This window comes from Robertmurraya sp. GLU-23, assembly GCF_052983275.1.
Map to the genome: position 1 here is coordinate 305,284 of NZ_JBRKCV010000003.1, position 14,481 is coordinate 319,764.

Below are 14,481 nucleotides of genomic sequence, written 5' to 3' on the forward strand. Positions count from 1 at the left end.
TCATAACACTTTAAAGCGGTGCTTCGAGCAAATATTTAGAAAGGGGAGGGTACGATTGTCTTTTCAAAAAAGGTTAACGTTTTTAACCATGCTAGACTCACTCATCGTTTTAACAGCCATCTATATAAGCTATATCATACTCCATCCGACAGTCCAGGTCTTTACATACAAGACCCTATTGATCAGTTCCGTTACCTTACTGGTTAGCCATCATATCTTTGCATCATATTATCGTTTATATCAAAAGGCCTGGCAGTATGCGAGTGTCGGAGAACTAGTAGCTATTGTAAAAGCCGTGAGCTTTGCGGTGATGTCAGCAGCAGTTGTTCAATTAATCTTATTTCAGGACGTCTATGTAAGGGCGTTATCTCTTGCATGGATGATGCATGTATTACTAATCGGTGGCTCAAGGTTTTCATGGAGAGTATACCGAGATCGTTATATTAAGCCGAAAAATGAACAAGAAAGAGCGCTCATCGTTGGCGCAGGAGCAGCGGGGACTCTACTTGCACGTCAATTATTAAATAATCAAGATGCTGGAATTGTTCCAGTAGCTTTTATTGATGATAATACCCACCTACTAAAGCTTGATATACATGGAATACCTGTTGTTGGGACATCAGTGAATATTCAAGAAGCAGTAGAAGAGTGGAATATTGATAAAGTGATCATTGCCATTCCATCTCTTAGTAAAAAAGAAATGAATAGCATTTTCCAGGAATGTGCAAAAACCAAGGCAAAAACAGTAATTATGCCTAAAGTGGAAGATGTTATGATCGGACGAGTTTCTGTAAAACAATTCCGTGATGTAGAAGTGGAAGATTTACTTGGTCGTGACCCAGTCGAGCTTGATATGGAAAGTATCTCGAAAAAGATTACAGGCAATACCATTCTAGTCACAGGAGCTGGCGGATCAATTGGTTCAGAGATTTGCCGACAAGTAAGTAAATTTCAGCCAAAAAAGCTTTTGTTATTAGGACACGGAGAAAACTCCATTTATCAGATTGATATGGAACTTCGAAACAAAAACCAAAATGAGTTTGAAATCATTCCGATTATCGCAGATATTCAAGATCGTCATCGTATCTTCGAAGTGATGGAACTACACCGACCAGATGTGGTATATCATGCAGCAGCACATAAGCATGTTCCATTAATGGAGTACAATCCAAAGGAATCTGTGAAAAACAATGTCATTGGTACAAAAAATGTGGCTGAAGCAGCAGATACGTTTTTAGTTGGAACGTTTGTGCTTGTTTCTTCTGATAAAGCAGTAAATCCAACTAATGTGATGGGCTCCACGAAGCGGATTGCAGAAATGGTCATACAACATTTGGCACAACATAGCGAGACAAAATTTGTGGCTGTGCGATTTGGGAATGTACTCGGTAGTCGTGGAAGCGTGATTCCGTTATTTAAAAAGCAGATTCAAGCTGGTGGCCCGGTGACAGTGACTCATCCTGATATGACTCGTTATTTTATGACGATTCCTGAGGCTTCGAGACTGGTGATGCAAGCAGGTGCCTTAGCTCGTGGTGGAGAGATTTTTGTTCTTGATATGGGTGAACCGGTGAAGATTGTTGATCTGGCGAAAAACCTTATTAAATTATCGGGATATAGAATAGAAGAAATCGGGATTCAATACTCAGGAATTCGCCCAGGAGAGAAGATGTATGAAGAGCTTCTTGGGGAGAATGAAGTTCATAGTGAAGCGGTGTTTCCGAAGATTTTTATTGGTAAGGCTGTTTTGGGTGGATATGATGAGGTTGATTATTTGATTAATGGGTTTGTTCAGATGACTTCTTTGGAGATTCAGGAGTATGTTTTGGGGTTGGCGAATAAGAAGAGTGTTCAAGAGAGTGTGTTTGTGAGTTAGAATGATTCTTTATTCTAGATATACCGAATTTGCTGGTGTATCTAGAATATTTTTGTGAAAAATATTTTGGTGATGTCTCCTTACCGTTATCAATGGAGGCACTCGGCTATGCTGTGGGTGGAAACACCTTAGACACGATTGTTGTCATGGGTATGGTGTGAGGTGGGGTTTGATGCCCTTGAAATATTTATTTGGAAAAGCTTAATTTGTATTAGTGCATGGAGGTGTTTTTATATGACCTCTAAGAAGAAGACAACCATGAATTTGTTGAAAGAAAAAGGACTTACATTGATTGAATTACTGGTCACCATTGTAATATTAGGAATTGTTGCAATGATTGCAGTTCCAAGTATAGTTGAGTTGTTAGAGAAGGCTAAAGAAGAGGTTTGCATAGCTAATCGTTTAGAGTTGAGGAATAATTATACAACTTATATTCAGCTAGAGGGGATTCCAGACTCATTGGTTGTGTTTACTGAATATGTTAATAATTATGATGTTGAGATATGTCCTGAACATGGAGTTGTTATCTATAAAGATGGTGAGATATTATGTAGCATTCATTCTGGTGGAGAGAATGAAGATGGGGATGTTCCGTTTTTATAGAAGTAATAACTTCTTTGATGAAGTTAGAGGATTATCTTTGTTAATTTGTTTTGTAGTATGATCGAGTGCTTGATTTTAAGGAATTGGATAGGTGTTTAGACCTGTACCAGCTAAAGTATGCATAATCTTTGAGGTTCAGAGAATTCTACTATATACGAGGTTATTTATTTGCGTATAATGGTCATGTTTTTTTTGTAATAGATAACCTGATCGTTTTTATAAAAATGAGCTCTGGAAAGATTGAGTTTGTCGGGGTTTTTTAATACCTGAAATATGGAAAAATATTGAATGAAGTTATGGGAGTCAGAATGGTTAAGAGATAACCACAACATATTGCGTTGAAATCAGCGAAAAATCATGAAAACATACAATATATAGGATTTATCTATGGAACATACTGCCATTTTGTTAGTATATAAAGATAAAACGGGTAAAATCAGATGTTTTGAATTTGGAAAACGTTGGTTTGACGGGCTTTTCAGCAACCTAAAATATGGGGAAACATTGAATGGAGTTAAGGAACTGAGTATCGTACTTAGATTGAGTGCTAGATACCTTGCGGGATAAGGGTTTGAGGCGCTTTTAGTGAGATTTATAGATTGATTGAATGGTATATATAATAGGAAGAAACTCGGATTGTAGCGCTAAAACAGTGAATATCTATTTCGTATTTGCTTGGTAGATTGAATAGATATTACGAGGTGGCTATCAGATATAGATAAGTTTTAGTGGTTTAGTAGTTGGTTGGAATTCAGGAATAAGAGATTCTAATTAAGTCCTAATCTACTAAAGAACAAAACTTTAAGGAGTGTAGCTGGATGTATATGAAGGTTAAAAGATTGATAGATATTATTCTTTCCTTAATAGGACTTATTGTCTTATCCCCCATTTTTTTGATTCTAATAATTGCTATTAAGATGGATTCAAGAGGCCCCGTTTTGTTTAAGCAAAAACGTGTAGGAATCAACAAGACTCATTTTAACATATTAAAATTCCGTACTATGAGAATAGATACACCGAAGGACACTCCAACTCACTTATTAGGTAATCCAGAACAGTATATCACAAAGATGGGTAAATTCCTGAGAAAAACCTCACTTGATGAGCTTCCACAGATTTGGAATATTTTTGTGGGACAGATGAGTATTATTGGGCCAAGACCAGCACTATGGAATCAGTATGATCTGATTGCTGAACGGGATAAGTATGGTGCTAATGATGTACCACCTGGATTAACTGGTTGGGCACAGATTAATGGTAGAGACGAGCTTCCTATTGAAGTGAAGGCGAAGTTGGATGGGGATTACGTTGAGAAGATTAGCCTCTGGATGGATGTAAAGTGCTTCTTCGGGACCATAGTTAGTGTAGTGAAGAGTGACGGGGTTGTTGAAGGTGGAACTGGTGTTAAGAAGGAAGTTGCGAGTACTAAGGAGACAGAAACTTCATGAGAGTAAATAGAGTAATAGAGGTGTTGAAATGCTTTTAGTCACCGGAATCACTGGTCATACGGGGAAATACTTTTTACAAGAACTTATTAATAATAAATATGAAGGTTCTATACGCTGTATTGTTAGGGAAACATCCGATACTTCTCTTTTGGATAAGAGCGGCTTAAACATAGAAAAGGTTGTAGGAAATTTAGATAATCTAGACTTTATTGATAGTGTGATGAATGGTATTGAAACGGTAATGCACATCTATAATATTCACCATTCACCAATGATAGTTCAATCTGCTATTAGGAATGAAGTAAAGAGGACTATATTAGTACACACCACAGGAATTTATTCGGAATTTAAGTATGCCTCGGAAGGATATAAAAAAATAGAACAAAAGATTCAAGAGCTAAAAAGTGATCCTGAGTGTCCAACAAATATTACAATTCTGAGACCTTCTATGATATATGGAGATCTTTGTGATAGAAACATGAGTAAGTTTATTAAGATGGTAGATAAACTTAGAATTATGCCTGTCTTCAATGGTGGAAATAGTTTAATCCAGCCAGTCAATGCTAGAGACTTAGGTAAGGCATTTTTCACTGTATTAATTTCTCCGCAAGAAACTGATGGTAAAGCTTATGATCTATCAGGAGAAAGGCCAATTAAAATGATTGATGCATTCAAATTAATAAGTAAAGAACTTAATAAAAAGACAATCTACATCAATATACCCTTGAATCTAGGTGTGTTGATGGCGAGGGTTCTTAAAACTATGACATTAGGAAAAATTGATTATATCGAGAGAGTCCAGAGAATGGGGGAAGACAGAAGTTATTCACATAATAGCGCTACAAATGATTTTGGATATAACCCTATGAAATTTGAAGAGGGGATAAAAATAGAGGTACTAGAATATATTCGAAAGTCTAAATTAGAGAGATAATTCCATCAGCATAGAATCTAATAGGAGATTTTAAAATGAAAAATACTAAAGGGAATTTTAAAAAGAAAGCTTTAGTGGTAACAACTGTAGCTTCGACTTTGGATCAATTCTGTATGAACGATATTAATATACTACAGAAATCATATAACGTTCATATTGCTGCAAATTTTGAAACAGGAAATAATACTTCGAAAGAAAGGGTAAAGGAATTTAAATCCGAGTTACAGAGAAAGGATATTATAGTCAATGAAGTGAATTTCAATAGAAATCCATTCAGTAGGAGTAATTTAAATGCATACAAAAAAATTAAAAGACTGATAGAGTGCAGTTCATTCGAAATAATTCATTGCCATACTCCTATAGCAGCTATGCTTGTTAGATTAGCGGCACGCAAAGTTAGAAAAAAAGGAACAAAGGTATTTTATACTGCTCATGGATTTCATTTTTTTAAGGGGGCTCCTTTAAAAAACTGGTTGGTATATTATCCAGTTGAACGATGGTTAGCGAGATATACAGATGTACTTATCACTATTAATAATGAGGATTACAACAGGGCTAAGAATTCATTTAAGGCGCTAAGAATTGAATATATTCCAGGGGTAGGGATTAATACTAATAAATTTAGTGATTTGACCTTTGACCGAATAAATAAACGTGACGAATTAGACATCCCTGAGAACGCTTTTGTTGTTCTATCAGTTGGGGAGTTAAATAGGAATAAAAATCATGAGACAATTATAAGGGCTATCTCAAAGTTAAATAATTCAAATGTTTATTATGTTATATGTGGCCAGGGAAAGTTGGAAAATTATTTAAGGAATTTATCACAAGAAGTTGGTTTAGAAAAACAAATAAAGCTTTTAGGTTTTAGAAATGATATAGCTGAGATTTGTAAGACTTCCGATGTATTTGCTTTTCCTTCGAAACGTGAAGGGCTTGGCTTGGCAGCATTGGAAGCTATGGCTTCTGGTCTGCCCATGGTAACGTCAAATATTCATGGGATTGTAGACTATTCTGATGATACCGTAACTGGTTATACATGTAACCCAACAGATGTAGAGAGCTTTGCTTTTGCGTTGAAAAAACTGATTGAAAATCCGAATTTAAGAAAAAAAATGGGCCAACAGAATTTAGAAATTGTAAAAGATTATGATGTTAGTAATGTAAATAGAATAATGACCAATATATATGAAAGTGTTAGGGAGAAATCTAATTAATTTTTAGTACAAGATAATTTCCGGTACACAATAGAAATATAAACTTCAGGTTATCTTCAAAATTATTATATTGCTATTTACTTCTGCGTTTAAGGTATCGGTAAAATTATCTGAAATATATTCTAAGAACATAATAGCAAAACTTTATATTATCAAACAATATTTAAGATACCTGAAAATACCAAAGGGAAAAATAGGAGTTAGTAATGACACAAATAAGAGTTTTACACATTTTGGATGGTTTAAAAAGTGGTGGCGCAGAATCTTTTATCATGAATGTATATAGGGAAATAAATAGAGATAATATACAGTTTGATTTTTTAATAAGGACTTCGGAAGATAATATTTATATTGATGAGATTAGAAAGTTGGGTGGTAGAGTCTACTATTTGCCCTCGTTTCCGAAGGAGTTTTTCAAGAATTTAAAAGCTCTAAATTCCTTTTTTAAAGAACATACAGAATATAGGACCATACATGTACATGCAAATTCTTTAATATACATCTTTCCTCTAATTTTTGCTAAGAATCATGGTATAAAGAATCGAATTATTCATTCCCATAATACACATGCTAGTACTAAACTTGCTTCAATATTACATTATATTTTCAGGCCATATGCTAATGAAATTGCTACTCAGAAGTTAGCTTGTTCAAAATTAGCAGGTAAATGGATGTATGCTAACAGACAGTTTGAAGTTATAAATAACGCAATAGAAACTAAGAAATTTAGATTTGATAAAAATATAAGACAAACAGTAAGAAATGAACTAAAAGTAGACAATAAACTTGTAATAGGACATATAGGGAGATTTGTTGCACAAAAGAATCACAAGTTTTTACTAGAAATATTTAAAGGTATGCATGAAGCAAATAAGGATACTATTTTGGTACTTGTAGGAGATGGGCCATTACAAAAAGAAATTAAAGAAGAAATTGCAAGATATGATTTACAAGATGCTGTTTATTTATTAGGTGTAAGAACAGATATCCCTAAATTATTACAGGCGTTTGATTTATTTTTATTTCCTTCATTATTTGAAGGGTTACCCTTCACTTTAATTGAGGCGCAGGCAGCTGGAGTGCCATGTGTTATATCGGAATCAATTACAAATGAAGTAGTTTTAATAAATAATGTCAAGAAATTGCCTTTATCTTTAAATGCGAAGGAGTGGGCAATTGAATCGGTTGATATGTTGAAGGATTCTAAGCACTATGATACTTTTGACGAAATTTCCAATTCTGGATTTGATATTCATAATACAGTTAGGGAATTGGAGAAAATTTACTACGGTGAATATTAGGATAAATTAGGGGAATGACTAATGAACATTAGATTAAGATATAACAATAAATTTATCACTATATTTTTCCTTGTCTTACTTATGCTTACATTCCAATCAGTAACTAAAGTGAGTAGCTTCTTTATCGCTATTATATGTATATGCATAATGTACGCGCAGTCAAGTAAAAAATATGATAAAAAAACGTTGAGTTTTGCACTTTACTTTTTGTATGCAATTTTATTTATCTTTATACTTCAATATATCTTAATAGAAAATTTTAATTTGGTATCTAATATATATATATATTTCAATATTTATATAGGTCTATTTTGTTATTTATTGCTGAAAGATTCCTTATCTAATAAAAACGCATATTATGTTGCTTTAATAGTAGTATTACTTTATTACAATTTAAGTACTTTTTATCAATATACTCAATTGGGATATTTAAGAGGTATTTCAAGCACAGGAAGTTCAATTAACTATATAGCAGCACTAAACATATTAACTTTACCCTATATAGTTTACCAAATAATAACTTTTGGGAGAAAAAAGAAAATTATCACAGTTCTAAATTTTCTTTTTTTGGGGATTATGTTGCTCGGAATTTTTCTTTCTGGATCAAGAATTGCATTTGCCGTATTAATAATAGAAGCTCTAGTAATGATATTGATTACAATACGATACAGGCTAGTAAACTATAAATCTTTATACTATGTACCTATTATAATTCTATTAGCTTTGTTATTTTTTAATTTTAGCAAGGATTTTGGAAATGGTTGGATAAGTAGTGGGTGGGAAAGGGCGTTGACAATATTTGATGGTGGTTATAAAGATAGCGCTCGAGAAACGTTGATTGATTATGGGATTGAAGTTTTTAATAGATCTAACATTTTAATCGGAAAGGGTGATAGTTTTTTATATGAAATAAATGTCTCCACAGAAGTTTTCGCAAGAACGTATCCACATAACTTTATTTTAGAAATACTCTTGCATTCTGGTTTATTGGGGTTGTTAAATTTTTTATTATATTTCTTCTTTTTTATTAGTGTGATTTTTATTAAGCTAAGAAATTCTAGAATAGAATTATATATATCTCTTTTGATAATTGGTTCAGGATTTGCTATAGCATATACGCAACCTTTTATGACTTCAGGTGTACTATTTAACTTTATTATTTTTAGTAATGTATTCTCAATTATAAGCGAGGTGAAAAATAATGAAAAACTTATTTCTAGTCGGCACTCCGTATAATTTATTTAATACTATAAATTTAATTCAAACTAATTATGTTAATTCTGTTAATGATATTTTTATTTTTAACTTTTCTAATTTAGATCAATATATTAATAGATTAGAGACACTAAGTGGTGTTAGTAATATTTATTATATCAATTGTAATAATAGATATAGTAGAAAAAATAAAAATAAATTTGTTGGCCATTTATTGCTCTCATATGATTTATTTTTTAGTAATTCGTTGAAAAAGGAATTACCGAATATAAAGTATGACCAATTATTCATACCTTCAGATAATCTGGCTTATCGAATAATTTATGATGAGTATCTTAAGAAAAATAACCAAGTAAGATTGTCATTTTATGAAGATGGATTATTTACGTATTACAATGTATTTAGAGACAGGAATAAACTTGGGGAAATCTTATTTAAATTGAAGTTTTCTTATAATTTTATTGATAATATAGATGAAATTTTTATATATAAAACACAATTAATTAGAAATTATAATAAAAATATTCATTTGAAACCGATACTTAGCATGACGAATAATGAATCCATTAACTACATTTTTAAAATTGATCCATCGCTCAAAGAGATTACAGATATAAATAATGCAGGATTAATTTTTTTCGACCAAAATTTACACAAATTAAGATCTAATAACATATTCATGAATGATGTTATGAATCTTTTTACTGGTATAGATAAATTGGGTGAGTTACTCGTGAAAATGCATCCACTAAATAAAGATAAGGATACTAAAAATAATGTTAATTATATGTATTCTTCTCTACCGTTTGAAGTGATTATTAATAATATAGAAAATATAGATAATAAAATTTTAGTATCTGTCTATTCTACTGCCTGCTTAACTCCTAAGATAGTATATGATAAAGAGCCATACGTGATCCTGCTATTTGCATTGTTTAAAGAGTCATTACCTAAAATCAATTATGAATTCTTTACAAATGTAAAATCATTGTATCGAGATAAAGATAAGGTTTGTATTCCAAAAAGTATTGAGGAGCTTGAAAACTTTTTGAAACAAATAAACTGAGTATAACTGTTTAGGAATAGCAACTATAACTGCTCAACAGAATAAAACTAAAAATGGATTGTTGAAAAAAACCTTTATATATTTCAAATGTAGATTACTTTAATGTCAAAACCTATTTTAATTTAGGAGAGAGTTATACTAGGGAAGTTACAAAAAATTAATAATTTAAATAAGAGAGGTAAGTCCATGTCTAAAAAAGTATTAGTAACAGGGGCCGATGGTTTCATCGGTAGTCATTTAACAGAAGAACTTATAAAGAAAGGCCATAAGGTTAAAGCATTTGCATATTACAATTCATTTAATTCGTGGGGATGGTTAGATACAATTCCAAAGGAAATTATGAAAGACGTTGAAGTATTTACAGGAGATATTAGAGATCCTAATGGGGTAAAAGAGGCGGTTAAAGGAATGGATGAAGTATATCACCTAGCAGCTCTTATCGCTATTCCTTTTAGCTATCATTCACCAGATACTTATGTTGATACAAATATTAAAGGTACGTTAAATGTATTACAGGCAGCGAGAGAATTAGAAACATCTAGATTACTTATTACATCAACCTCTGAAGTTTATGGAACAGCTCAATACGTTCCGATTGATGAGAATCATCCATATCAAGGACAGTCTCCATATTCTGCCACAAAAATAGGTGCAGATCGGTTAGCAGAATCTTTTTATAGAAGCTTTAATATGCCAATTACAATAGTAAGACCATTTAATACTTATGGACCACGTCAATCTGCACGAGCGGTGATTCCAACTATTATTACTCAATTACTTGCAGGAAAAGAAGAAATTGAACTTGGCTCTTTAACTCCAACTAGGGATTTTAACTTTGTAAAAGATACGGCTAATGGATTTATTGAAATTGCAAAATCAGAAAAAACAATTGGTGAAGAAATTAATATTGCTACACAACAGGAGATTTCAATAGGTCAACTTGCAGAAGAATTAATTAGGCAAATTAATCCAAATGCAAAAATCATTTGTGATGAGCAACGTTTAAGACCAGAAAATAGCGAGGTAAACAGATTGTTAGGATCAAATGAGAAAATTAAACGCCTGACAAATTGGACACCACAATATACTTTTGAGCAAGGTCTTGCAGAAACAATTGAATTTTTTAAACATAATTTAGATAAATATAAAACAGACATTTATAACATTTAGGAGCGGAATATATGAGCCAAAAATTTATCCCTCTATCTGTACCAAATCTAAAGGGAAAAGAATTAGAATATGTGACTCACGCTGTGGAGACAGAGTGGGTATCAACGGGTGGACCCTATGTTAATGAGTTTGAAGAAAAAACTGCTAAATATGTGAAAGCAAAGGGGGCTGTTTCTGTTCAAAACGGTACCTCCGGCTTACACATAGCACTTCAAGTTTGTGGTGTAACGAAGGAAGATGAAGTAATTGTACCAACACTAACCTTCATCGCTGCAGTGAATCCAGTCAAATATATTGGTGCCGAACCTATTTTTATGGACTGTGATGATTCTCTTTGTATGGATGCGGACAAGCTTATAGAATTTTGCCAGGAACAATGCAGTTTTATTGATGGTAAGCTTATCAATAATAAGACAAAGAAACATATTAAAGCACTTATCGTTGTCCATGTATTCGGTAATATGGCTGATATGGAAAAAATAATGGAGACTGCGGCAAAATTTAATCTAAAGGTTATTGAAGATGCTACAGAAGCTATTGGAACATATTACACTGAAGGGAAATATAGGAATAAATTTGCTGGGACGATAGGTACAGTGGGTGTTTACTCCTTCAATGGAAATAAGATCATAACCACCGGCGGTGGTGGGATGATTGTTTCCACTGATGAAGAGTTATTAAGAAGTGCAAAGCATCTTACAACCCAAGCTAAAAGCGATGAGCTATATTATACACATGATGAAATTGGTTATAACTATCGTATGACAAATCTTCAGGCTGCACTTGGATTAGCTCAATTAGAGCAACTGGAGACATTTATTCAAACAAAGGCAGATAATTATAAACAATACAAAGAGATGATAGAAGAAATACCGGGACTTTCGATACTCGATTTCAATAAAGATATAAGAAGCAATCATTGGTTCTACGCTTTATATGTTGATGGAAATTATCCGTTGAATAGAGATGAAATTATTACCTATTTATCTACAAAAAAGGTTCAAGTAAGACCAATTTGGGGCCTAATCAGTGAACAGAAACCTTATTTAGGCGATCAGACATACAAAATAGAAAAAGCAAAGACCTACTTAAAACATGTTGTGAATATTCCATGCAGTTCTAATTTAAGCATAGATGATGTTCGATATGTGGTAGATTGCTTAAAGAATTCAGCGAAATAATCATAAAGAGTTTTATTAAGAGGTGAATAGGTTGGATGTTAAAGATTTCTTAATTGACGAAGAAGCCACAATGCTAGAAGCAATGGAATTACTTGATAGAGTAGCCAAGAAAGTGCTGTTTGTTGTGAGACAAGGACAATTTGTTGCAGCAATTACTGATGGTGATATTAGAAGGTGGATCCTAAAAAAGGGTGATCTTGATGCAAGGGTTAAAGAAATTGCCAACTATAACCCAAAATTTTTAAATGAAAAAGATAAGTTAGCTGCAAAAGAAATTATGCGTGAGCTATCTATAGAAGCATTGCCTGTTCTAAACGAGTACAAGGATATTGTATCTATAGTGTTTCGAAATGAAGAGGAAATCAGCGACTCTAAAAACCTATATGTTCCTGTCGTGGTTATGGCAGGAGGGTTAGGTACAAGATTATACCCGTATACAAAGATTCTCCCTAAACCTCTGATACCTATAGGGGATTTACCTATTGTAGAACATATTATTAACCGTTTTAACAAATATGGAGCAGATCAATTCTTTCTAATTGTAAATCATAAAAAGAATATGATTAAAGCATATTTCAACGAGATTGATAAAAATTATGAGGTGAATTATGCTGATGAAGATCAGCCGCTAGGTACGGGTGGGGGGTTAAGCCTACTGAAAGGTAAAATTAATACCACATTTATCTTAACAAACTGCGATATCCTTATTGAAGAAGATTACGAAAAGATTTATGAGTATCATAAAAAAGAAAACAATCTAATTACAATGGTATGTTCGCTAAAAAATATTAAAATCCCATATGGTGTAATTGAAATAAGTGAAAATGGTGAAATAGAAGAAATGAGGGAAAAACCCGAATTCTCTTTTTTTACAAACACCGGTATGTATATTGTGGAACCAAAAGTAATTGATGAGTTAGAAGAAAATACATCAATAGGTTTTCCAGACATTATTGAAAAGTATAAGAAAGCTGGTGAGAAAATCGGTGTGTATCCCATCAGCGAACATTCATGGCTTGATATGGGGCAGTTGGATGAAATGGAAAAAATGAGAAGAAGGTTAGAATAATTAGTATATGGGGACCAACGTATTGAAAAAAGACTACAAACTGAAGAAGGTTTATCATAATTAAATTTTATAAACTCCAAACGACGCTACATTCAAAACATGCTTATGTAATTCGGTTTTAAAGGGGCTCAAATGTGAAAAATATTAGGATTTTGATTATTTACAGTCGAGATATTGAAATAAATGATTCAGGAGCATCTAGAACAACTATACAATTGGCTGATTATATATCTAAAAAAGAGGGATTTGAGTGTTATTGTTTCTTTAGGATTATCAATGGTCAGAATAAAAATATTACTGAAATCACTGATAGAAAGTTATCAATAGACAACTTAAATAAAGTTATTAAGGAAAAGGATATTGATATATTACTAGTGCCAGAAGCGTATAGATTTGCAAAATTAGCACATGATGCAGTAAAGGGAACAAATTGTAAAGTTGTATCTGCACTGCATAGTAAGCCTGGTTATGAAAGAATCGGAGTATTTACTCTTTTGAAAGAGTCAATGCTTTACAATGAGCATTTTATTAGAAGAATAAAAGCTTTAATGTTAATTATGATTTACCCAATTACTTATTTTCTTTATACAAGAAGTATTGGTTATCATTTTCGAAAGGCCTACGAGTACTCAGATTATTTAGTGTTATTATCTGAAAGCTATTTTAAACAGTTTCAAAATATATACAAAATAATAAATACCGATAAGTTTATATCTATCGGAAATTCTTTGTCGTTTGATTATTTCGCTACAGAACCTGATATCTTAAAAAAGAAAAAGAAAATATTAGTTGTTTCAAGGTTAGACGAAAGAACAAAGCGTTTGTCATTAATATTAAAGGCTTGGAAAAAGATACAGGGAGAATATCCTGATTGGAGTTTGGACATTGTTGGGTTTGGACGGAGCCTAAGATCCTATTTGAAATTGGTAAAAAAGTTGGATTTAAAAAGAATTCAGTTTTTGGGTAAAAGGCAACCGGAAGTTTTCTATAAAGAGTCTTCAATTTTCTTAATGACTTCTGCTTTTGAGGGCTGGGGAATGACAATAACAGAGGCACAACAATATGGTTGCGTACCAATAGTTATGGAAAGTTTTTCAGCTGTACATGATATCATTGAGTCTGATGTAAATGGGATTATTTCTCCAAATTCTGATTTAGACTCCTTTATTTCAAATATAAAAAAGATAATTGAGAATGAAGAGTTAAGGATACAAATGGCATTAAATGGAATTGAGGGATCGAAAAGGTTTACAAAAGATATTGTTTGTGAAAAATGGATAGAATTGTTCTTGAAAATAGTTTATGACGAAGATTCATCTAAAATAAATGATAAAGAAACGAACTTGGAGTGTTAAGTATTTTGATTAGTAAATAGAGGTAAATTCTACTCGAAAGTTTATT

At 32.4% G+C, this 14,481-nt stretch carries 12 protein-coding genes; all 12 read left to right on the top strand.

What is annotated here, in order from left to right; genetic code table 11:
- Positions 1 to 55: 55 nt before the first annotated feature.
- The 12 genes from ACVBAX_RS08945 (at position 56) to ACVBAX_RS09000 (ending at position 14,435) form a co-directional block, all read left to right on the top strand.
- On the top strand, positions 56 to 1,876 hold the full coding sequence (locus ACVBAX_RS08945; protein WP_447116704.1) for a polysaccharide biosynthesis protein: 1,821 nt from the start codon (positions 56 to 58) through the stop codon (positions 1,874 to 1,876).
- Between the two features lie 234 nt (positions 1,877 to 2,110).
- Positions 2,111 to 2,479 carry a type II secretion system protein gene (locus ACVBAX_RS08950; protein WP_447116705.1) on the top strand — a complete coding sequence of 123 codons (369 nt, stop codon included), beginning with the start codon at positions 2,111 to 2,113 and terminating at the stop codon, positions 2,477 to 2,479.
- Between the two features lie 818 nt (positions 2,480 to 3,297).
- Positions 3,298 to 3,927 carry a sugar transferase gene (locus ACVBAX_RS08955; protein ID WP_447116706.1) on the top strand — a complete coding sequence of 210 codons (630 nt, stop codon included), beginning with the start codon at positions 3,298 to 3,300 and terminating at the stop codon, positions 3,925 to 3,927.
- 28 nt (positions 3,928 to 3,955) lie between these two features.
- Positions 3,956 to 4,861, top strand: a complete 906-nt coding sequence (locus ACVBAX_RS08960; RefSeq protein WP_447116707.1) for an SDR family oxidoreductase — start codon at positions 3,956 to 3,958, stop codon at positions 4,859 to 4,861.
- A gap of 35 nt (positions 4,862 to 4,896) precedes the next feature.
- Positions 4,897 to 6,078, top strand: a complete 1,182-nt coding sequence (locus tag ACVBAX_RS08965; RefSeq protein ID WP_447116708.1) for a glycosyltransferase family 4 protein — start codon at positions 4,897 to 4,899, stop codon at positions 6,076 to 6,078.
- Positions 6,079 to 6,284: 206 nt separating this feature from the next.
- Positions 6,285 to 7,379, top strand: coding sequence for a glycosyltransferase family 1 protein (locus ACVBAX_RS08970; protein WP_447116709.1), 1,095 nt, complete (start codon positions 6,285 to 6,287; stop codon positions 7,377 to 7,379).
- A 21-nt stretch (positions 7,380 to 7,400) separates the two neighbouring features.
- A complete protein-coding gene (locus tag ACVBAX_RS08975) occupies positions 7,401 to 8,615 on the top strand; it encodes an O-antigen ligase family protein (RefSeq protein WP_447116710.1) in 1,215 nt (404 codons plus the stop codon).
- A complete protein-coding gene (locus ACVBAX_RS08980) occupies positions 8,581 to 9,660 on the top strand; it encodes a hypothetical protein (RefSeq protein WP_447116711.1) in 1,080 nt (359 codons plus the stop codon). The genes ACVBAX_RS08975 and ACVBAX_RS08980 overlap by 35 nt, the downstream gene beginning before the upstream one ends.
- Before the next feature lie 186 nt (positions 9,661 to 9,846).
- Complete coding sequence (locus ACVBAX_RS08985; protein ID WP_447116712.1) at positions 9,847 to 10,830, top strand: NAD-dependent 4,6-dehydratase LegB; 984 nt, start codon at positions 9,847 to 9,849, stop codon at positions 10,828 to 10,830.
- An 11-nt stretch (positions 10,831 to 10,841) separates the two neighbouring features.
- Positions 10,842 to 12,011, top strand: coding sequence for a LegC family aminotransferase (locus ACVBAX_RS08990; protein WP_447116713.1), 1,170 nt, complete (start codon positions 10,842 to 10,844; stop codon positions 12,009 to 12,011).
- Between the two features lie 31 nt (positions 12,012 to 12,042).
- Positions 12,043 to 13,080: a sugar phosphate nucleotidyltransferase gene (locus tag ACVBAX_RS08995; RefSeq protein WP_447116714.1), complete on the top strand. Its 1,038-nt coding sequence runs from the start codon at positions 12,043 to 12,045 to the stop codon at positions 13,078 to 13,080.
- Positions 13,081 to 13,214: 134 nt separating this feature from the next.
- The gene (locus tag ACVBAX_RS09000; protein WP_447116715.1) at positions 13,215 to 14,435 is read left to right on the top strand and encodes a glycosyltransferase; all 1,221 of its coding nucleotides are present in this window, start codon (positions 13,215 to 13,217) and stop codon (positions 14,433 to 14,435) included.
- Positions 14,436 to 14,481 lie beyond the last annotated feature (46 nt).

Bases quoted from the DNA above. Each gene is read 5' to 3' on its own strand.
- ACVBAX_RS08950 (WP_447116705.1), top strand. From the start codon at position 2,111: ATGACCTCTAAGAAGAAGACAACCATGAATTTGTTGAAAGAAAAAGGA.
- ACVBAX_RS08960 (WP_447116707.1), top strand. From the start codon at position 3,956: ATGCTTTTAGTCACCGGAATCACTGGTCATACGGGGAAATACTTTTTA.
- ACVBAX_RS08985 (WP_447116712.1), top strand. From the start codon at position 9,847: ATGTCTAAAAAAGTATTAGTAACAGGGGCCGATGGTTTCATCGGTAGT.
- ACVBAX_RS08965 (WP_447116708.1), top strand. From the start codon at position 4,897: ATGAAAAATACTAAAGGGAATTTTAAAAAGAAAGCTTTAGTGGTAACA.
- ACVBAX_RS08955 (WP_447116706.1), top strand. From the start codon at position 3,298: ATGTATATGAAGGTTAAAAGATTGATAGATATTATTCTTTCCTTAATA.
- ACVBAX_RS08970 (WP_447116709.1), top strand. From the start codon at position 6,285: ATGACACAAATAAGAGTTTTACACATTTTGGATGGTTTAAAAAGTGGT.
- ACVBAX_RS08975 (WP_447116710.1), top strand. From the start codon at position 7,401: ATGAACATTAGATTAAGATATAACAATAAATTTATCACTATATTTTTC.
- ACVBAX_RS08990 (WP_447116713.1), top strand. From the start codon at position 10,842: ATGAGCCAAAAATTTATCCCTCTATCTGTACCAAATCTAAAGGGAAAA.
- ACVBAX_RS08980 (WP_447116711.1), top strand. From the start codon at position 8,581: ATGAAAAACTTATTTCTAGTCGGCACTCCGTATAATTTATTTAATACT.